The organism is Hymenobacter lutimineralis (assembly GCF_008271285.1).
GTDB lineage: Bacteria > Bacteroidota > Bacteroidia > Cytophagales > Hymenobacteraceae > Hymenobacter > Hymenobacter lutimineralis.
Genome location: NZ_VTHL01000016.1, coordinates 1 through 20,422, shown reverse-complemented (window position 1 = coordinate 20,422; position 20,422 = coordinate 1). Strand labels below are relative to the sequence as shown.

Annotated in this window: 17 protein-coding genes; 9 read left to right on the top strand and 8 right to left on the bottom strand. The window is 61.5% G+C overall.

The window, feature by feature from the left end:
* Positions 1-66: 66 nt before the first annotated feature.
* Positions 67-558 (bottom strand): nuclear transport factor 2 family protein, encoded by a 492-nt coding sequence (locus FY528_RS14565; protein WP_149071767.1) that lies wholly within the window; start codon positions 556-558, stop codon positions 67-69.
* A gap of 430 nt (positions 559-988) precedes the next feature.
* Here FY528_RS14565 and FY528_RS14560 point away from each other — a divergent pair, with 430 nt between their 5' ends.
* On the top strand, positions 989-4,423 hold the full coding sequence (locus tag FY528_RS14560; RefSeq protein ID WP_149071766.1) for an AAA family ATPase: 3,435 nt from the start codon (positions 989-991) through the stop codon (positions 4,421-4,423).
* A gap of 8 nt (positions 4,424-4,431) precedes the next feature.
* On the opposite strand, the gene FY528_RS14555 is transcribed toward FY528_RS14560, so the two are convergent.
* Complete coding sequence (locus FY528_RS14555) at positions 4,432-5,490, bottom strand: DUF6687 family protein (RefSeq protein ID WP_149071765.1); 1,059 nt, start codon at positions 5,488-5,490, stop codon at positions 4,432-4,434.
* Positions 5,491-5,551: 61 nt separating this feature from the next.
* Positions 5,552-5,842, bottom strand: coding sequence for an HNH endonuclease (locus tag FY528_RS14550; protein WP_232066291.1), 291 nt, complete (start codon positions 5,840-5,842; stop codon positions 5,552-5,554).
* A 266-nt stretch (positions 5,843-6,108) separates the two neighbouring features.
* On the opposite strand from FY528_RS14550, the gene FY528_RS14545 reads away from it, so the two are divergent.
* From FY528_RS14545 to FY528_RS14525, 5 genes are all read left to right on the top strand, one after another.
* Entirely contained in the window at positions 6,109-6,558 is a 450-nt protein-coding gene (locus FY528_RS14545; RefSeq protein ID WP_149071763.1) for a hypothetical protein, read from the top strand.
* Between the two features lie 74 nt (positions 6,559-6,632).
* Positions 6,633-6,938: a thioredoxin gene (trxA, locus tag FY528_RS14540; protein ID WP_149071762.1), complete on the top strand. Its 306-nt coding sequence runs from the start codon at positions 6,633-6,635 to the stop codon at positions 6,936-6,938.
* A 172-nt stretch (positions 6,939-7,110) separates the two neighbouring features.
* Positions 7,111-9,372 carry a TonB-dependent receptor gene (locus FY528_RS14535; protein ID WP_262384011.1) on the top strand — a complete coding sequence of 754 codons (2,262 nt, stop codon included), beginning with the start codon at positions 7,111-7,113 and terminating at the stop codon, positions 9,370-9,372.
* A gap of 20 nt (positions 9,373-9,392) precedes the next feature.
* Positions 9,393-10,244: a DUF4249 domain-containing protein gene (locus FY528_RS14530; protein WP_187632133.1), complete on the top strand. Its 852-nt coding sequence runs from the start codon at positions 9,393-9,395 to the stop codon at positions 10,242-10,244.
* Between the two features lie 70 nt (positions 10,245-10,314).
* Positions 10,315-10,740: a lipocalin-like domain-containing protein gene (locus FY528_RS14525; protein ID WP_149071759.1), complete on the top strand. Its 426-nt coding sequence runs from the start codon at positions 10,315-10,317 to the stop codon at positions 10,738-10,740.
* A gap of 430 nt (positions 10,741-11,170) precedes the next feature.
* Here the strand turns inward: FY528_RS14525 and FY528_RS14520 are convergent, their stop codons facing one another.
* From FY528_RS14520 to FY528_RS14510, 3 genes are all read right to left on the bottom strand, one after another.
* Positions 11,171-11,989 (bottom strand): purine-nucleoside phosphorylase, encoded by an 819-nt coding sequence (locus FY528_RS14520; protein WP_149071758.1) that lies wholly within the window; start codon positions 11,987-11,989, stop codon positions 11,171-11,173.
* Positions 11,990-12,175: 186 nt separating this feature from the next.
* On the bottom strand, positions 12,176-13,930 hold the full coding sequence (gene sppA, locus FY528_RS14515) for a signal peptide peptidase SppA (protein ID WP_149071757.1): 1,755 nt from the start codon (positions 13,928-13,930) through the stop codon (positions 12,176-12,178).
* 141 nt (positions 13,931-14,071) lie between these two features.
* The gene (locus tag FY528_RS14510; protein WP_149071847.1) at positions 14,072-15,358 is read right to left on the bottom strand and encodes a replication-associated recombination protein A; all 1,287 of its coding nucleotides are present in this window, start codon (positions 15,356-15,358) and stop codon (positions 14,072-14,074) included.
* Positions 15,359-15,546: 188 nt separating this feature from the next.
* Between FY528_RS14510 and FY528_RS14505 the strand changes: the two genes are divergently transcribed.
* The 3 genes from FY528_RS14505 (at position 15,547) to dinB (ending at position 18,565) form a co-directional block, all read left to right on the top strand.
* Positions 15,547-16,482: a DMT family transporter gene (locus FY528_RS14505; protein WP_149071756.1), complete on the top strand. Its 936-nt coding sequence runs from the start codon at positions 15,547-15,549 to the stop codon at positions 16,480-16,482.
* A gap of 17 nt (positions 16,483-16,499) precedes the next feature.
* A complete protein-coding gene (locus FY528_RS21605; RefSeq protein WP_149071755.1) occupies positions 16,500-17,420 on the top strand; it encodes an energy transducer TonB in 921 nt (306 codons plus the stop codon).
* Positions 17,421-17,524: 104 nt separating this feature from the next.
* Complete coding sequence (gene dinB / locus FY528_RS14495) at positions 17,525-18,565, top strand: DNA polymerase IV (RefSeq protein WP_373281624.1); 1,041 nt, start codon at positions 17,525-17,527, stop codon at positions 18,563-18,565.
* A 100-nt stretch (positions 18,566-18,665) separates the two neighbouring features.
* On the opposite strand, the gene FY528_RS14490 is transcribed toward dinB, so the two are convergent.
* A complete protein-coding gene (locus tag FY528_RS14490) occupies positions 18,666-19,004 on the bottom strand; it encodes a hypothetical protein (RefSeq protein WP_149071753.1) in 339 nt (112 codons plus the stop codon).
* A 96-nt stretch (positions 19,005-19,100) separates the two neighbouring features.
* Complete coding sequence (locus tag FY528_RS14485) at positions 19,101-20,054, bottom strand: N-acetylornithine carbamoyltransferase (protein ID WP_149071752.1); 954 nt, start codon at positions 20,052-20,054, stop codon at positions 19,101-19,103.
* Positions 20,055-20,422: the final 368 nt, after the last annotated feature.

Genomic DNA, 20,422 nt, shown 5'->3' with positions numbered 1-20,422 from the left:
GCACGTAGGAGTACCAGGCGGCGTTTCTACTCCCTATTGATGGTTTTCAGCTGCCCAAACCGCTTGTTAGTGGTCGTAGCTGACGACGCGGGTTACTTTCCACTGCCCGTCTTTCAGGCGCCACACCATCATGTTCTTAAAGGTACCGCAGTCGTCTTTGCCGTTTTCCACGTGGCAGAAGCGGTGCTGGTAGGTTTCTACGGCCCCATAGCCCTTGATGGGGAATACCTCCAACGTGCCGGGCACTAGCTGGCGGTTCAGGCCGGTGGTTTTGTTCTGGTCGAACATGTTCCGGAAGCCTTGCATGGTTTGCTGGAAGTTGGCCAGCCCACCTTTGTCGTGGTAGAATTCCAGGTCTTCGGCGAAGAAGGTTTGAAGCCGTTCCACATCGTGCCGGTTGAAGGCCACAAACATCAGACTATCCTGCCGGGCAATGGTGCGGTAAAGGGCCGCATCAATGGGCTTGGCGGCTACTGCCGCAACCGGGGCAATAGGTTTTGTAGTGGCACAGGCGGCCAGCACGGCTACACCGCTCAGAAGCGCATACCAGTTTTTCATAGCTTAATTCTTTTGTGTTGCGTTGGGATTACCGGCCCGGTGCTGATACGCCTGCTATCCATCTCCCCCATCTGCGGCAGCTAGCAACTCATGCCCTGGGCGGAGCCATGACTGGGCTTGGAGTCCGTGCCCAGCAGCGGATTCACCCGACCGGCGAGGTCGGGTGTTTGGGCCCGGGTCAGGAACTGGAAAACTGAGGAGAAGGAGCGCAGCGCGGTAGCGACTCATAAGCTTTTGCACAGCGTTGAAGCCGGGAATATAGGAAGCTGTAGTTGACGTTGCTGCTGTTTGCTTTCTTAATGACCTGGAAAGGCCGTGGAACCCCGTCTTCGGCGTAACTTCGTGGGCGGTATGCCCGGCCGCCACCCGGAGCCTACCCGCCACACTTTTCTCCTTTTCCCCGGCTACTCTCCCCGGCCGTTTTGCCTGCATGAAAATTCTCCGCGTCCGCTTCTTCAACCTCAACTCCCTGCGCGGCGAACATACCGTTGATTTCAGTCAGAGCCCTTTGGTAGATGCGGGCCTGTTTGCCATTACGGGGCCTACCGGCGCCGGCAAAACCACCATTCTCGACGCTATTACCCTGGCCCTCTACGGGCAGGTACCCCGCCACGAAAGCACCGGCCCCGAGCAGGTAATGAGCCACGGCACGGGCGAAAGCTGGGCCGAAGTGGAGTTTGAGGTCAATGGCCGGGAGTACCGCAGCAAGTGGGGCCAGTACCGCGCCCGCAAGCGCCCTGAGGGCAAGCTGCAGGACCCGCGCATGGAGCTGAGCGAACGGAAGCCGGCCGCCGACGGTCCCGAAACCTGGGAGTTTCTGGAAACCTACAAGTCGAAGGTTCCGGCGAAAATAGCCGAGCTGAGCGGCCTGGAGTACCGGCAGTTCCTGCGCTCGGTCTTGCTGGCCCAGGGCGACTTCACCCGCTTTCTGAAAGCCCCGGCCGGGGAGCGGGCCCAGCTCCTGGAGAAAATCACTGACACCCGGAAGTACTCCGATATTTCCCGCGCCGCCTTCGAGCGAGCCAAGCACGAAACCCAGCAGATAGAGCAGCTGCGCACCGGCCTGGCGGGCGTGCTGCTGCTGTCGGCCGAGGAAGTAGTGCTTCTGGAGGCTGAGGTGAAAGACCTTACCCGGCAGCTCACGGCCGCCACGGCCACCCAGGAGCACCTGCTGGCGGCGCGCCAGTGGCACTTGCGCCTGCGGGAGCTGCGCGAGAAGCTGCACACCACGCACCAGCGCCGCCAGCAGTTGACGGCTCAGGCCGATGCCCTCGCTCCGCTGCGCCAGCGCCTGGCTTTGCATCAGCAGGCCGCTCCTTTCGCCACCGACTACGCCCTGCTACGCCGCGCCACCGAGCAACTGGCCGGCCTGGAGCGGGAAACGGCGCAGCTCCGGGAGCAACTGCCCCTGCTGGAGGCGCGCCGCACCGCCGCCGAAACCGCCCGCAATGCCGCCCGTCAGGCACATGAGCAAGCCACCGCCGCGCAAAAACACCAGGAGCCCCGCCTGCGCGAAGCCGAGCAGCTGGACCTGCTGATGGCCGAGGCCCGGCGGCAGCTGCTACTGGGCAAGGCCGAATATGAAGAGAGAAACGAGCAGTGCAAACGCCTGAAAGCGGCGGCTGAAGTGGCCAGCCAACGGGCGGCCATTTTGGGGGAGCAAGTCAGGGAAGCTGAAAAGTGGCTGCTGTTGAACGCCGTAGCCGGTGAGCTGGCCACCGACCTGCCCGAGCTTTCGGCCAACCTGCAGCAGTGGGCCGGCCTGAAATCGGCCCTGGGCCAGCTAAGCCAGCGCCTGCACGAAGCCCGGCTCCGGCAGCAGCAGGCCGCCACCGAAGCCGCCACCCAGCAGCAAGCCGCTGAGGTGGCCCGCCAGGAGCTGCTAACGCATACCAGCCGTTTGGCCGAAGCCAGCCAGGACCGCGACGAGTGGCTACGGCGCCTGCGCTACCACGTGGCCAGCCTGCAGCAGGAGCAGGAGCGCGAGCAGCTGCACTGGGACGACCTGCGCCGCAGCCTGCACATGCAGCAGCTTATCCTCTCCCACGCCGATACGCGCCTGCTGCTGGAAGCAGGTCAGCCCTGCCCGGTGTGCGGGGCCACCGAGCACCCGTACCTGGCCGGCGTGCTGGGCGTAAGCGAAGACGCTTTTCAGCGCGACCGGGAGCGGGAGGAAAAACTTAGCCAACAGGTCAGGGCTCTGGGGGCGCGTTTCAACCGGCTTAATACTTACGTGACTATGCTGGAGCAGACCGGGCCCGAGCCGGTAGCTGCTGCCGTTGCCACCATTCAGCTGCTGCCCGAAACGGCGGAGAAAAGCGCCGCCGAGCACGTCAAGGCCCTGGTGCAGACGCTGCGCACCCTGCGCGACCAGCAGACGACCGCCGAGCAGCGCGTGCAGCAGGCTCAGCTGCACCAGGAAGCCGCGGCCCGCCAGCACCTGGCCTACAGCGAGGAAGCTGGTAAGCTGGCCCGGGAGCTGGCCGATGCCGAAGACCAGGTTCACCCCGTGCGGGCCACCATCCAAAGCCAAGCCCAGTACTTCGGCTTACCGTTCACCACCGAAAACGGGCAGGCCCTGATGGAGCTGGCGCGCCAGCGCATAGCCGAGTTCGACCAGAAAACGAAACAGCTCCATGAAGCTAAACAGGCGCTGGGCGGCGTGAGCGTGGAAGCGGCCAAAGCCGAAGCCGATCAGCTGGAGCTGCAAGCGTGGCTCAAGGTTCGCAAGCAAGGCCTGGTAGACCAGCACGCTGCCATCCAGCAGCAGCAGCAGCAGCGTCAGGAGTTGCTCCCCGATGCCGATGTAGCCCGGGTACGGCAGCAGCTGGAGGCTGCCGTGCGCGGGGCCGAGCAACAGCGCCAGGAGGCCGAGCAGCTGCTAAACCACCACGAAACGGCCCGCACAGTGGCCGCCAACAGCTTGCAGCAGCGCCAGCAGGAAACCCAGCAGCAACAGCAGGCGCAACAGCAGCAGCGCGCGGCGCTGGCCGCGGCCCTTGCTGCCGCCGGCCTCACCCCCGACCCGGCCGCCCTGCCGGCGCTGCTGCTAGCCGAAGCCGAAGCCAGCACCCTACTCAACCAGTTGCACCGCCACGAGCAGGACGTCGCGCTGGCCGAACAAACTCTCCAGGAAACCACCGCGCTGCTGCAGCACGAGGAAGGCCGCACCCTCACCCCGGAGCCCCTGGAAAGCATCGACCAGCAGCTTACGGCTCACAATCAGCACCTGGCGCGACTCAACCAACAGCTGGGTCAGCGCCAGGAGCGCCTGAGCAGCCACCACGCCGGGCAGGAGCGCCACGCCGCGCTGGCGGCGGCTCTGGAAAAGCAGCAGCTGGAAGCTCGCCGCTGGCGGCAGCTGGCGGAGCTTATTGGCTCGGCCGATGGCAAGAAGTTCAGTGAGTTTGCCCAGGGCCTCACCCTGGCCCGCCTCGTAGACCTGGCCAACCGCCACCTGCACCGCTTCACCGACCGCTACCGCATCCAGCGCAGCCCCGAGCAGCACCTGGACTTACTTATCCAAGACGAGTACCAGGGCGGGTCCGTGCGCTCCATGAACTCGTTGTCGGGAGGGGAGAGTTTTCTAGTGAGTCTGGCCCTGGCCCTGGGTCTTTCGGAACTGGCGGGCCGCAAAACGCAGATTGACACGCTCTTCATCGACGAAGGCTTTGGCACGCTCGACCCCGACACGCTGGATGTGGCCCTCTCGGCTTTGGAAATGCTGCAGGGCACCGGCAAAACCATCGGCATCATCTCCCACGTGGAGGCCCTGAAGGAGCGCGTCACCACCCAAATCAGCGTGCGCAAGGGCGCGGGCGGCATCAGCTCTTTGCAGGTGCTGGGCTTCGGTGAAGAGGTGTAGCCTAGTGCTTACTCCCCTACTGCTCGGATTTCGACCCAGGTCCAGTACCGCTTTGGCTCGATGCCCGCGTAGCCGGCCCGGAAAAAGGCTACCACTTCCTGCTCAAGCGCCCCGGGCTGAATAGACGAGGAATAGATGGGCCGCTGAGTGGGGTTGGCGTAGCGCTGGGGCTTGGTGAGGCCTTTGCCACTCAGGCGCAGGAGCGGCCCCGTATCCGTAATGCCGTCGAAGGTCCAGCGGCGGGGCGTTTGCTCGCGGGCATTCAGCTGGCTGGCCAGGCCATCGAGGGGCAGGCGGGGCAGCGTGGGGCGGCTTTCCAGGTCTATCCAGGTGGTGTACTTGTACTCGAACTCGTAGCGCTGACCGTCATACAGGCTTAGCACCATATCGGTGCCGATGCTGGGCGCAAACAGGGCGTAGTACGGCAGGGGTTCGGGCGTGGTCACCACCGTCAGGCCAACGTCGGGGTAGCGCCTTACCGTGGTAGCCGGGCCGTGCACCACGGCCAGGGCCTGCTTTACCCGCTGGTATTCCGGCTCCCAGATGGCCTGGCCCGCTTCGGGGTTTTGGAGTAGCTCGGCAAAGCGGGGCAGAAACCAGGCAAACTTCTCGGCCGAGGCTTCATCTTCCCGACGGCGGCGGGCCGGGGCCCCGAAGGGCTCATAAAACCGGGTTTCTTCCTCAGCATTCAGCCAACACACCAGTTGCAGGGCGTGGTCGGCCAGCGGGTGCTGCCAGTCCAGCTCCCGGAAGTCGCCGAGGGTAGCTACCAGGCGCAGCAGTTCCCCGTGCTGCAAGGCCAGCGTCGGGTTCAGCAGGGCCCACACCCCCACAAAGCCATCTATGTCGAAGTGGTTGGCGGTAACAGCCAGGCCCGCCTGAGCAAGCGTTTTATCGGCCCGCAGAGCACGGAGCACCGAGCCGGCACTGGTATCGTCGCGCAGGGCCGGGGGCGTAGCGGCTCCGCGCCAGTGGGCCAGCGTGAGGGCGGCGCCCAATCCTGTGCTGTCTACCACAATCGTGGGCTGCCGGCGCAACTGCTGAAAAGAAACGAAGTAGTTGTTCAAGGGACTTCGGGCGTGTAAGCCGCTAAAATAGCGGCTAGGCTCGGCAACGGCGCGTCGTCCTTCACTTTTTGCGGCGGTTGCGAATGCGCTCCACCCGGCTGCGCCGAATCCACTGCAGGTAGGTTTGCAGCTCTTCCGCTTGGCGCAGCAGGTCGATGGAGTGATAACGCCGGGCCAGCACCTTGTTGTGCAGCAGCGTGTGCACGGTGCTGTGGCAGGGTTGGCAGAGGGCTACCGTGGGCCCATGGCGCCCACCCTCTTCCCGCGGCACCAGATGATGCCGCGAAGTGCGCTGCACTTCCCGCTCGCAAAGCTGGCATACGGCCTCGGCGGAATGCGGGCGGACCGGCACAACTATTTCTGGTACGTTATTTGAACGCATTTTTTTCACAACGCACTACGTGTTAACAGCTTCCGCAATGGGCTTTTCCTAGCTCCCCATACGCCTGCGTCACAAAAAAGAATAGTAAGCGGTTGATATAATTCCCGCGCTTCCTGTTTATATTTGATTACACGAGATGATATCCACCCACCAATCAAACGTGTCTTACCTGATTTAGCTTCTTTTCTACGCTCTGTTTTCTTCCTCGCGGTTTCACTCATATACTTCCGTTCAGCATGCACACCTCTACTTTTGCCTTTTCTTCGCGGCTCCAGCAGCTGCTGCGCGTAGCCGGCCTTTTGCTGGTTATGTTGGCTATGCGCCCGGCTACGGCCCAGGCCCAAACCTGGATGGTATCTACCGACGCTTACATCCGCCTGGGTGTCATGGATAAATTTGGAATTCTGGGAACGTACACTGCCAAATTCATGGTCACCAACCAGGCTACGGGCAAGGTATACATCCTCACCAAGGAAATTGAAAAAGGCCAGAATGGGGCCGACGTGATGTACCCGGCCGACCCCACTAATGGAGACTATTTTAAGTCGGAGGCCGGTGAGGCTGCGAAGGCCACGCCCGGGCGCTACGTGTGGGAGTGCCAGGTGACGGGTAAGCGCGTGGTGAGTGGGCGGTTTGAGTTTCCCGAAACTGCCAATGATGTAACCGTAGTGGAAAAACGAAAATAACTATCCACTTTTCTCGTAACAAAGCGTCCGGGGCTGTGGTCCGGGACGCTTTTTCGTTTTAAAACCCTTCTACCATGCCTAAAAAATCCTTTGCCGATCTTATCAACTCCCCCGGTATGCCCGTGCTGGTGGATTTCTACGCCGACTGGTGCGGCCCCTGTAAAACCATGGCCCCGATCCTCCAGCAGGTTGCGGCCAGTTACCAGGGCAAGCTCAAGGTGATTAAAGTAGACGTGGACCGAAACCAGGCCGCCGCGCAGCAGTTTCGGGTGCAGAGCATTCCAACGCTTATTCTGTTCCATAAAGGGCAGCCCGTGTGGCGGCAGGCCGGCGTAGTGCCCGCTCAGCAGCTGCAGCAGGCCATGCAGCCGTATTTGTAGACTTTTTCCGGGGAACCGGGTTTGCTATACTAACCACCCCCGCCCAGGCGTTTACCTTTGTGGCTGTTTGGTGGGTTATAGCTTAGGGCTGATGCGGATTTCGTTACTTCTTGGAACACTTCTTTTTGGATTTCTTTCTTTTTGGGCTGGCCCGGCAACGGGACAGCAGCGCATGGTTACCCTGAGCGGCCGGGTGCTGGGTGAGGCCGGCATCCTGCCGGGAGCTACCGTGGCGGTGCCGGTGCTAAGCGCTGGCGTCACGGCCGATGAGCAGGGCAACTACTCGCTTTCTTTGCCCGCCGGGCGCTACCAAGTGGTGGTATCCTTCATCGGCTACCAGACGGTGAAGCGCGACCTGAACCTGCGCAATAGCCAGCAGCTGGACTTTCGCTTGGCCCCAGCCGGCAACGAGCTGGGCGAGGTGGTGGTGGAAGCCAGCGGCACCCTGGAGCAGAAACAGCAAAGCACCCAGATGAGCGTGGAGCGGCTCACGGCTACCGAGGCCAAGCTGCTCCCCGCCTTGTTTGGGGAAGTGGATATCCTGAAAACCCTGCAGCTGAAGCCCGGCGTGCAAAACGGCGGCGAGGGTACCAGCGGCCTGTTCGTGCGCGGGGGCTCGGCCGACCAGAACCTGGTACTGGTAGACGATGCGGTGGTGTACAACCCCAATCACTTATTCGGGCTGTTTTCGGTGTTCAACTCCGATGCCGTGCAGAGCGTGGACCTCTACAAAGGAGGCTTTCCGGCGCAGTTCGGGGGGCGTCTCTCCTCGGTAGTGGATGTGAAGCTGCGCGAGGGCAACAACCAGAAGCTGGGCGTGACGGGCGGCCTGGGCCTTATTTCTTCCCGCCTTACGGTGGAGGGCCCGCTCAAGAAAAACAAAGGCGCATTTCTGGTGTCGGGGCGGCGCACCTACTTCGACATCTTTACCCGCCGGATCAACCAGCTCAACGAGGGCGACCCGGACTTCAACCCCATTCCCGACTACTACTTCTACGACTTCAACGCCAAGGCCAACTACACCCTGGGCGAAAAAGACCGGGTGTATTTGAGCGGCTACTACGGGCAGGATAAGTTTGGCTTCAACTCTACGGGTGGCTTCAACTTCAATTTCAACTGGGGGAATGCCGTGGCCTCAGCCCGCTGGAACCACGTGTTCAGCCCACGCCTGTACGCCAACACCTCGGCCTCGTTCACGCACTACAAGTACGAAATTGCCAACAAGCTCGACCAGTTCAGCTTCAACCTCTCGTCCACTATCCGGGACTACACCCTCAAAACGGACTTCGAGTACACGCTTAACGAGCGGCACACCGTGCGCTTTGGGGCCATGGGCACCCAGCGCCGCTTTGGAGTAGGCCGCCTGAAGGCCGGCTCCACCGATGGGCGCCTGAGCTTCGGCGACGACGTGGGCTACGATGGGCAGGAAGGCGCCCTCTACGCCACCGACAACTTCCGGGCTTCCGACCGGTGGCAGCTGGAAGGCGGCCTGCGCCTGACGGGCTTCCGCAGCGGTACCGACGCCTACGCCGGCCTGGAGCCGCGCGCGGCGGCCCGCTACACCCTTTCGCCCAAGCTCACGCTCAAGGCCAACTACGCCCTGATGTACCAATACCTGCACCTGGTTACAAACTCCGGCGCCTCCCTGCCCACGGATATCTGGTACCCCTCGCGCCTGTCCGTGAAGCCCCAGCGCAGCCAGCAGGTGTCGGCCGGGGCGAGCTTTCTATTTGCGGGCGGGCAGTGGCTCCTTACCAACGAGGTGTACTACAAGTGGGCGAAAAATCAGGTTGACTTCCGCGACGGGGCGCAGCTGTTCGTGAACCCCGACCTGGACGCGGAGTTTCTGTTTGGGAAAGGCTTCGCCTACGGCAACGAAATCTACCTGGAAAAGAAAACCGGCCGCACCACCGGCTGGGTAGGCTACACGCTTTCCTGGACCAAGCGGCGCTTCCCGGCCCAGCGCGGCACCTCGGGCATCAACAACGGGGAGCTATTCTACCCCACCTACGACCGGCGCCACAACCTGACGGTGGTCGGCCTGCACCAGCTTAGTAAACGCGTGAACCTGACGGGCTCCTTTACCCTGAGCTCCGGCAACCCCACCACCCTGCCGCTGGCGCGTTTCATCTTTCAGGATATTTACGGCGACGATGCCTCGGCCGTGCCGGTGTACCCCAACCGCAACGGTTATCGCCTGGCGGCCTACCACCGTATGGACCTGGGCGTGGTCTGGAAGATGAAGCCCACGCGCTGGTTCACGGAATCAGACCTCACATTCAGCATCTACAACGCCTACAACCGCCGCAACCCCTACTTCGTGTTTTTCGACCAAGTGAAAAACGAGGACGAAAGCCAGGTTATCGGCTACCGGGCCCGGCAGGTGTCGTTGTTTCCGGTTATTCCTTCGGTGACGTATAATTTCAAATTCTGAACCACGGATTCATGCGGATTATGCAGATTTCACGGATTTTAGGGACGGCGCACTGCGGTCAGCGGGGCCTCGGCGTGCTGGGGGTGGCCGCGCTATTGACGAGTTGCGGCCTGCAGCAGGATATCGACGTGGAGCTTCCCGCCTACCCCGCCCAGCTGGTGGTGGAGTGCTACCTGGAGCCCGGCAAAGTGCCCCAGCTGACCGTCACGGAAACCACAGAATACCTGGCCGACCCCAGCCCCAGCCTGCCCCGGCAGGTGCAAGTGGTACTAGGAGGGCCAGCGGGGTGGCGCGACACGCTGCGGTTCGCCCCTGCCCTTGACCCAATCACTCAGAAAGCCTATACCCACCGCGGCCGCGCGCCGCTGCAAGCCCGGCCCGGCGACGTATTCACGCTCGACGTTACGGATGAGCAGGGCCGCCACCTCACGGGCACGGCCACCATGCCCGCCCTTGTGCCCATCGACACGGTGGAGTGGAAGTTCAACGACCAGCCCGAGGCGCAGCGCAAGGCCTACGTACTCGTACGGTTTCAGGACCCGCCCGAGGCTGGCAACTACTACCGCTTCCAGATTCACCGCGACAGTGTGTCCAAAGACCCGGAAGTAGATTACAACCCGCAGGACCGCCTGAACAATGGGCGGGAATTTACGCTGGGCACCAGCTATGAGTTTGCGCCCAACGATACGCTCGTCGTCACGCTCTACCACCTGGATAAGGCCTACGCCGACTTTATGCAGTCGGTAGATGATGCGCGCGGGGCCAACGGCAACCCTTTTGCTCAGCCCGCCGGCATCAAAAGCACGGTACAGGGCGGCTTGGGCGTGTTCACCGTGCTGAGCTACCAGCGCCGCACGGTGGTGATAAAATAGCCTGGGGTGCAACGTAGCCACGCCGGGCGGACTCTTAGCAGGTAGCATCCACCTTTTCCTTGTAGCAGCTATGAGCCGTACGTTTTCCCTCGCGCTGGTTTTTCTTTTTGTATTTGGGCTGGTGAGCAGCTGCGAAAACACTTCCTGCGGCTGCGACCCGGCACCTTCCTATTCGGCCAGCGCCCTGCTTTACACCTGGCGGCTGGATGAAGTAGCCGTAGGCGGCCAATCAAGCTCCAAAGGCAACGATATCAAGGACCGCTACAAGCGGCAGTTCAAGAGCGACGGTACCTACACCCAAACGCAGCTGGACGACAACTCGACCACCACCGGCACCTGGAAGCTTACGGGCCAGAACAACATGCTGCTGGAAATCACCGACCACAAAGGCGCTACGGCTACCTATAACCTGGGCACCGTTAACAATACCACGCTGGTATACAGCTTCATCAACAAAGACCAGTTGCTGGAGCAGCATATTTTCTCCCGGCAATAGGGGGTTAATGTGATTTGAATGTGCTGTGCTGCGCTTCGCTAAGGTGAGAAATGTGGAGAATGTGCTACTGTCAAAGGAATGTGGTCAATGTACTGATGTGAGGGAATAGGCTGCGCCAAGGGGCTAAAGCGGGGCGGTGCTCCTCAGCGGCCTGTAAATCTGGTTATGAGCCAGCTGCAAGTAGAGTCGCAGGCCGCCTGTAACTCTAGTTGCGGGCAGCTCACAACCCGGTTGCGGAAGGCCTGCAATTGAGTTATGAGCTGCCCACAAGGCAGCGCCCTCACGCTCGTTGGCACACCAGCATCGGAGTGCCCCTCCGCCCATTCCCCCATTAGCGCAGCTTATGCCCCACAATAGCACATTGCCCACATTCCCTTGACAGTGGCACATTCTCCACATTTCTCACATTCGCGAAGCCCAGCACATTAAATCACAGCTTTTCCAGCACCCGCTGTAGCAGGGCAGTAAGGCGGGGCTTGGCTACGGCGGCGGTGCGCAGGATGTCGGCAATGTCTACCTTCTTAAGTTTGCCAGGGGCGCACAGGTCGGTGATGACGGATACAGCCAGCACGGGCAGGCCCATGTGCACGGCGGCAATGACCTCGGGCACGGTGCTCATGCCCACCGCATCGGCCCCGATGGTGCGCAGGTAGCGGTACTCCGCCGGGGTTTCGAGCATGGGGCCGGGCAGAGAGGCATACACGCCGCGCCGCAGGTAGCGCCCCAGGTCCAGCTCCTGGGCGGCCTCCTCGGCTAGCCGGAGCAGGCTATGGTCGTAGGGCTCCATCATATCGGGGAAGCGCGGGCCCAGCTCGTCGAGGTTTGGGCCGATAAGCGGGTTGGTAGGCTGCAGGTTGATGTGGTCTTCCAGCAGCATCAAGTCGGAGTAGTCGTAGTCGGGGTTGAGGCCGCCGCTGGCGTTGCTCACGAACAGGTGCCGGATGCCCAGCAGCTTCATTACGCGCACCGGAAACACCACCTGCTGCATGGTATAGCCCTCGTAGTAGTGAAACCGCCCGCGCATGACCAGCACCCGCTTGCCGGCCAGGGTGCCCACCAGCAGCTCGCCAGCGTGGCTTTCCACCGTAGAAATCGGGAAGTGCGGAATCTCGGCGTAGCTGAAACGGTGCTGCACGGCCACTTCTTTAGCCAGGGCGCCTAGGCCCGTACCCAGGATAATGCCGGCTTCAGGTTGAAAATCGGGCAGGCGCTGGCGGAGGTATTCGGCGGCTTCGAGGAGGTCTTGCATCAGGTAAGTTGTCGGTTACTCGTTGTCAGTTTTCAGTTGTCAGAGACTGTAACCGCAAGGTTGAGAAAAAGTCTGTCATCCTGAGCAAAGCGAAGGACCCTCTCACGTCAGAACGGCTATTGTTCCAGCGTGAGAAGGTCCTTCGCTTTGCTCAGGATGACAGCTAATCTCCTATCGGCCTGGCTGCTACTGCACGTCCAGCACGAAGGGGGCGCGCATCTGTACCCCTTTCATTTCGGACAGCTTCTTGTACTGCTCGAACATGGGGTAGAGCGGGCCCATTTCCGACTTCACCATGCGCAAGCGGGCTTCCTCGTTAAAGGAGCTGAACAGGTTTTCGGCAAAGGTTTTCTGGCGGGGCAGCTTCTGAATGCGGTAGTCATCGGCTTTGAGGTTGGCGCGGCGGGCGGCAATGCGCAGGGCATCGTCGAAAGAGCCTAGCACGTCCACCAGGCCCCGGGCTTTGGCTTCGGTGCCCGACCATACCCGGCCCGAGGCAAACCCGCGCAGGCGCTCCACCGGCATACGGCGGCCGGCGGCGGCTTTCGTGGTGAAGTCGGCGTAGATGCGGTCTACCTCTTTCTGGAACTGCTGCTGCTCGAAGGGCGTGAGGGCGCGCGTCACGGTGGGGAAGTCCGAGAACTTGCCGGTGGTTACCCGGTCGGTGGTGATGCCGAGCTTGTCGCGCAGGAAGGGCTCAACGTTGGGCAGCACCCCGAACACGCCAATGGAGCCGGTGATGGTAGTGGGGTTGGCCACAATGGTGTCGCAGCCCATGGCAATGAAGTAGCCACCCGAGGCCGCCACGTCCGACATGCTGGCAATGATGGGCTTCACTTTCTTGGTCAGCATTACCTCACGGTAGATGATGTCGGAAGCCAGGGAAGAGCCCCCGGGTGAGTTGATGCGCAGCACCACGGCTTTCACTTTCTTATCGAGGCGGGCCTTGCGGATGGCCTCGGCGAAGCGCGTGCTGCCAATGTTTTCGTTGCCGCCCTTGCCCGTCACGATGTCGCCATCGGCGTACACCACGGCAATGCGGTTGCCGCTGCTGTTTTCATCCTCATCCTCGGCTTTCAGGTAGTCGCTCAAAGACACCAGGCTCAGCTTCTCGTCTTTCTCTACGCCCAGCTTCCCCTTTATGTAGTCGGTGGCCTGGTCGTAGTAGCCCAGGTCCGTTACCAGACCCAGACGCTTTGCGTCGTCGGCGTTGTGCACCAGCATCGAGTCGCTGATGACTTTGAGGCGGTTGGGGGCAATTTTGCGGGCCTTGGCCACGTCGGCCAGCATAGCGCCGTTGATGGAGTTCAGGAAGGAAGACGTTTGCAGGCGGGCCGAATCCGACATGTTGGTGCGGAAGAAGGGCTCCACGGCGCTCTTGAACGAGCCCACGCGGAAAATCTGCGCCTGAATGCCCAGCTTGTCGAACAGGTTTTTGTAGTACATGGTCTCGGAGCTGAGGCCGTTGAACTCCAGGGTACCTTGGGGGTTCAGGTAAAGCTTATCGGCCACGGAGGCCAGGTAGTAGCTTTTCTCCGACTGCGCATCGGTGTAGCTCACCACAAACTTGCCGCCCTTCTTAAACTCAACTAGCTCGTGGCGGATTTCTTGCATCGTGGCCATGCCGCCCTGCACCATTTCCAGGTTCAGGAAGATGCCCTTGATGTCGTCGTCGGTTTTGGCGCGGCGGATGGCGGCTTTCAACTCGTCGAGGCCCGTGGTGGCTTGCCCCCCGGTAATCGAGGACAGCGGATTCTCGAAGCCCCGCTCGGCCAGGGGCTTATCGAGCCTGAGTTCCAGCACAGAGTTGCTCTCAACGGTTACTTCTTTGTCGGAGGAAGCGGCGGCTACAATAAAGCCTATGAGCAGCACAAACGCTACGACGCCAAACAGCACAAGGCCGGTGAGCGTGGCTAGAACATATTTTAAGAATTGTCTCATCGGAAAGGTTAGCGAGTTCGGTACGATAACAAAAGTAGAGGCTTTCCCTTCCTTATTCCGGCAATTCAACGAACGGGCCATTTCAGCCGGTCAACGCGGACCGGTGGCTGGTAATGGCCGTAGCCCCGGCACTTGGCTCAGCTAATATCCGTACTTCTCGCCCCAGAGCTGGCGCAGGCGCTCCTGGGCTTTGGCTTCGGCGGGGTTGTGGCCGGGCTCGTAGAAGCGCCGGCCGCTGAGGGCTTCCGGCAGAAACTCCTGGAAGGCGAAGTTGCCGGGGTAGTCATGGGAGTATTGGTATTCGTTGCCGTAGCCCAGCTCCTTCATGAGCTTGGTAGGCGCGTTGCGCAGGGGAATGGGCACCGGCTGGGGCCCGTTTTGGCGCACGAAGGCCCGGGCCTCCCGAATAGCCTTGTAGCTGGCGTTGCTCTTGGGCGAGGTAGCCAAGTACACCACTGTCTGGCCCAGAATAATATCCGACTCGGGCATGCCAATCACGGCCACGGCCTGAAAGCAGCTTTGCGCCAGCATAAGCGCGTTGGGGTTGGCCAGGCCTACATCTTCGGAGGACAGAATGAGCAGGCGGCGGGCAATGAACTTGGGGTCCTCGCCCCCTTCCAGCATGATGGCCAAGTAGTAGAGGGCCGCGTTGGGGTCAGAGCCGCGGATGCTTTTGATAAAGGCCGAAATGACGTCGTAGTGCATTTCCCCGCCTTTGTCGTAGCGCGCCAGGTGCTGCTGGGCCAGCTGTTGTACTACCTCGTCGGTGATGACGACCTGGCCGGTTTCGGGGTCGGGGCGGCTGGCTTCCACCACGATTTCCAGCAGGTTGAGCAGCTTGCGCGCGTCGCCCCCAGAAATGGTGAGTAGGGCCCCGTAGTCCTGCATGCGCACGTTCCGCTGCTTAAGCACTTCGTCTTCGGCCAGAGCTTTGTCGACAATGCCGATGAGGATATCCTTGCCCAGGGACTCCAGCACGTACACCTGGGCCCGGCTCAGCACGGCCGGAATAACTTCAAACGAGGGGTTTTCGGTGGTGGCCCCAATGAGCGTGACGATGCCCTGCTCCACGGCGCCCAACAGGGCATCCTGCTGGCTTTTGCTGAAGCGGTGAATTTCATCGATAAACAGTACGGTGCCCCGCTGCTTTTTGGCCCGCTCTATCACCTCCCGCACGTCCTTCACGCCGGCATTCACGGCGCTGAGCGAGGCAAAGGGCTTGCCCAGCTCCTGGGCCAGCAGGTTAGCGAGGGTGGTTTTGCCCACGCCGGGCGGCCCCCACAGAATGAGGCTGGGCAGGCGGCCGGCCTGCAGGTAGCGCCGCAGTACGCCCTCGGGCCCAATCAGGTGCTGCTGGCCGGCGTAGTCGTCGAGGGTGCGGGGGCGCATGCGTTCCGCCAGCGGGGCTCCCGGGGCGGGAGCAGCCATGCGGGCGTGGGGGGCAGACTGGGCATCCGCATCGAAAAGAGAACCGGTACTCATAGGGCAAGGAAATAGCGCGGTCTGGGTATGGGGCCTGGAACCACACAGGAAAAAGTAGTTGCAGGGCCTTCCTATACGCGAACAGGGCGCAAAGGTCAGCAAAGCTACCGTTCGGGCTGCTACCTTCGTTGTGCATGAAAAACTCAGTGAAGGTGCACGCGGCCCTATTTGTGGTGGCCCTGATCTATGCCGCCAACTACAGCATCTCCAAAGACGTGATGCCGCGCTACATGGGCCCGTTTGGGCTGGTGGTGCTGCGCATCGTAGGCGCGGCCGTGTTTTTTGGGGTGCTGAGCCGCCTCATAGCCCCGCAGGACCGTATCCAAGGTCGCGCCGATAACCTGCGGGCCCTGGCCAGCGGCATCCTGGGCATTGGCCTGAATCAGCTGCTGTTCTTCTCGGGCTTGAATCTCACCTCGCCCATCAACGCCTCGCTAATTCAAACCATTGCCCCGGTCGTTACGGTACTGGCCTCGGTGGTGCTGCTGGGCGAAAAGATTACGCTGCCCCGGCTGCTGGGCATTGCGCTGGCCGCTGTGGGCGCGGCCAGCATCATTCTGAGCCGGGGCCCGGTGGCGGCCAATGGGCAGGATGGCTTACTCGGCAACGTATACATTCTGCTCAACGCCACGGCCTTCGGCATCTACCTGGTCGTGGTAATGCCCCTGATGCGCAAGTACCACCCCTTCACGGTGCTGGCGCGCATTTTCCTGGTGGGTGCATTCATTGCCGTGCCGGCCGGCTGGCAACAGGTGCTGGCTCCCGACTACGCCAGCTTTCCGCCGGGCATCTGGGCAGCCATTGCTTACATGGTTATCTGCCTGACCATTATGGCCTACTTGCTGAATAACTGGGCCCTGAAGTACGCCTCCCCTGCCCTGCTGGGTGCCTACATCTACCTGCAGCCGGCCCTGGCAGTGGGCATTGCCGTGGCTCTTGGCAAAGACACCCTCACCCTAGCCAAAGCCCTGCAAGCCCTGCTGATTTTTGGGGGCGTGTTCCTGGTGAGCCGCAAGCCGCGCGCTACCCCCGATTCGGCCGCCATACCCCTGGAGCCGGTGCAGGATTGAGGTATCTTGCGGGCTATATGCGTTTCTACTTCCTTTTTCTGGGGCTGCTGATCAGCTACTCTACCCTGGCGCAGTCTGCTGATACTACGCGGCGCCGTGTGGGCTACCAGGAAACCATGCCCGTATTTCCAGGAGGCCCCAAAGCCCTGTTTAAGCTGGTAACGGACAGCCTGCGCTACCCGCCTACAGCCCTGCGCGACGGTATTCAGGGCAAAGTTCTGTTGGCCTTTGTGGTTGATTCCACCGGGCACGTCACCAACATCACCATCAAGCAAGGCCTACGGCCCGACCTGGATGCCGAAGCTCTGCGGGCCGCCCAACGCCTGCAAGCCGTGCAGTGGCAGCCGGGCACCCAGAACCGCCGGCCGGTTAATGTCTTTTTCACCGTACCGGTCACCTTTTCCATTGATAATATCTCCGCTGGTATGCCGGCCGATTCGCTGGATTTATTTCCGGGCCCGGCCCTTGTGCTTCCTTCCCGAAGCTGGAGCACCAATCAGGGCGAAATCCCCGCGGGCAAAGGCGTTATCTACGGCCATTGCCTCCAACGGCTGGGGTTTAGCAGTGGGGGCCTGCCGCAATACGTGCGGCTGCTGAACCTCACCACTGGCAAGTTCTACCGCATTAGCGTGAAGCCCATCGTGCGCACCCGCCCTGAAAACGAGTTTTGCGTAGCGCTACCACCGGGCCGCTACGTGCTGCAGTGGTATGAGTATTCCTACGGCACCGAAGCGCTACGTAAAGCGGCACGCGGCGCGCTTACCGACCGGCGCTACTCGTTTACCCTGCAGCCGGGTCAGCTGCAGTACGTGGGCAAATGGGACTTCGCGCAACCCAACGCCCCGCGCTTTCTGAGCGAAAAAGCAGTTCTGGATGCGCGCCTGGGCACCGAAGACCAGAAGCTGTACCAGGAAGCATTCACTACCATCCCTCACTAGGCCGGGCGGTGGCTTGGCATCTGTGTGCCCGGTGCCGACCTTTGCGGCTGGTCTTCTTCCCTGCTCGTTTGGACGCCGCTATCCGCAAAATTATTCACCTCGACATGGACGCGTTCTACGCCTCCGTGGAGCAGCGCGACAACCCCGCGCTGCGCGGGAAGCCCGTGGCCGTTGGCGGCTCCCAGGCCCGGGGTGTGGTAGCAGCGGCTTCCTACGAGGCCCGGCAGTTTGGGGTGCGCTCGGCCATGCCCTCCAGCACGGCCCTGCGCAAGTGCCCGGACCTGATTTTCGTGAAGCCCCGGTTTGAGGTGTACAAAGCTGTGTCCCGGCAGATCCGGGAAATATTTGCGGAATACACGCCGCTGATAGAGCCGCTTTCCCTGGATGAGGCCTACCTGGACGTGACGGAAAACCTGAAGGGCATTGAGTCGGCCACGCAGATAGCCCAGGAAATCAGGGCGGCCATCCTGCACCACACTCAGCTGACGGCCTCGGCCGGCATCAGCTACAATAAGTTTCTGGCCAAGCTGGCTTCCGACTACCGCAAGCCCAACGGGCAGTTTGTGATTAAGCCCGCACAGGGGCTGGCCTTTGTGGAGCAGCTGCGGGTGGGCGAGTTTCACGGCATCGGGCCGGCTACGGCGGCGCGGCTAAACCAACTGGGCATCTTCTCGGGCCTCGACCTGCGCCAGCAGACGGAAACGTTCCTGCGCCAGCACTTCGGCAAGGCCGGCTCCTACTACTACCACATTGCCCGCGCCATCGACCACCGCCCCGTGCGCCCCGACCGGCAGCGCAAGTCTGTGGGCTCGGAAACCACCTTCGAGCAGGACTTGACTACGCCGGAGGAACTACTCTCAGGACTGCAGCCCTGCCTGGACTCGGTGTGGAGCTACTGCCAGCGGGCGGAGGTGCGGGGCCGCACGCTCACGCTTAAGGTCAAGTACGCCGACTTCCAGCAGATTACCCGCAGCCGCACGCTGCTGGCTCCGATTAGCAGCCAGGCCATGGCCGAGCAACTAAGCCGGGAGCTAACGGCCAGCGTGCTGCCCCTAGCCAAAGGGGTACGCCTGCTGGGCCTTACGCTTTCCAACCTCGAAACCCTGGAGGAAGCGGTGGGCAAGCAACTGGCCTTTCTATTCTGACCTGGCAGATCGGCCGCCGCTTTTCCAGACACCGGAAAACAACACCGCCCAGCTACCGGAAAGCAGCTGGGCGGTGCGGCAATAGGTGGCGTGAAGCAGCTTAGTCAGCCTTCACTTTCGACTTCTTCTTCTTGTCCTTGGCTTTCACGTCGGCTGGCTTATCCGTCATGGTGGCGCCCGACTGGGTAACGCCCGTACCGGCCTGCGTTTCTACGGTAGTAGCCGGAGCCGGAGCTGGCGCCGTGGTGGGGGCCGGAGTGGTCGTCACGGTGGTATTCACGGTGCCCGTGGTGGCTGGTACAGTTGTCCCGGTCTGGGTTTGCACGGTTGTGCTCTGCGTAGGCTGGGGTGCCGTCGTGGTCGTGGTGGTGCTGGTTTGTGCGTTAGCAGCGGTGGCACCGGTTACGAGGAGTGCGGCGAGGACAAATACCTTCTTCATGGGTAAGGGTTAAGGTGAACTTTCCGAAATGACCCGCTGGCCATTTCGACCTCGCCTTGAACGCAGGTTTCTTTCCATTGTTATACCGTACCCGAATTATACACTTTCCTTCAGCAGCTCGTGCAGTACGGTTTGCATGGAAAATACCCGGTTGCCAGCCTCCTGAATGATGAGCGAGCCGGGCGCATCCAGCACCGCATCCGCTACTTCTACGTTGCGGCGCACGGGCAGGCAATGCAGGAATTTAGCGTTGTCGGTCAGGGCCATATGCTCGGGCGTGAGCATCCAGGCCGGGTCGTTCTGCAGCACCTGGCCGTACTGCTGGTAGCTGCTCCAGTTCTTGGCCTGCACGTAGTCGGCGCCTTCCAGGGCCTTCTTCTGGTCGTATTCGATTCGCGCCCCTTTCGTGAACCTGGGGTCCAGCTCATAGCCCTCGGGGTGGGTGATGACGAAATCCACCCAGTCGATTTCCGAGAACCAGTCGCAGAACGAGTTGGGCACGCACTGAGGCAAGGCGCGCACGTGCGGGGCCCAGGTCAGCACTACTTTCACCCGCTCTTTCTTTTTGGTTTCGGCCACCGTAATCAGGTCGGCGAAGCTTTGCAGCGGATGCAGCGTGGCGCTTTCCAGGCTGATGACGGGCACGGTGGCGTACTGCAGAATCTTGTTGAAGACCACTTCCCCGTAATCCTCGGCCCGGTCCTTGAGCGTGGGGAAGGTGCGCACGCCCAGCACGTCGCAGTACTGGCTCATCACCGCAATGGCGTCCTTGATGTGCTCCTGCGTGCCGCCGTTCATCACGGCGCCATCAGCCATTTCCAGGGTCCAGGAGTCGGCGCCGGCGTTGAGCACCCAGGCTTGCGCCCCCAGGTTGTAGGCCGCCTTGATGGAGCTGAGCCGGGTGCGCAAACTCGGGTTAAAGAAGATAAGCCCTACGGTTTTGTTGCGCCCAACGTGCTGGTAGCCGTAGGGGTTCTGCTTAATCTCCAGCGCTTGGTGCAGCAGGGCGCGGTAGTCGGGTACGTCGGCGAACGAGGTGAATTTTTTCATGAGAAAAGGGTATGTAGCCTGGCGCGAGTTTAGCGCAACGTACCTCGTGCCGACCATGCGGGCGAGGCTGTGCCGCGCAGTAGAACGAAGTTGTTGAACGAGGTGGATAACCATCAACCGCCTTGCCGCTAGTGCGGCAGTGCAAGGACACCCCCACCTCATGGCTGGTCACGAGTTACGCTACGCTAAACTCGCGCCAGTGGGATTGGTAAGTGCTCCGTGACCCAACACGAACGATTCCAAAGGGACGCCATGCGGAGCTTATCCGCATGGCGTCCCTTTGGAATCGGTCAACTGTCTACAGGGCCTTGTACTCGTTCCAGCTCTTGATCTTCAGGTCTTCGAGCGAGAGGGAAGTGAAGGCATGG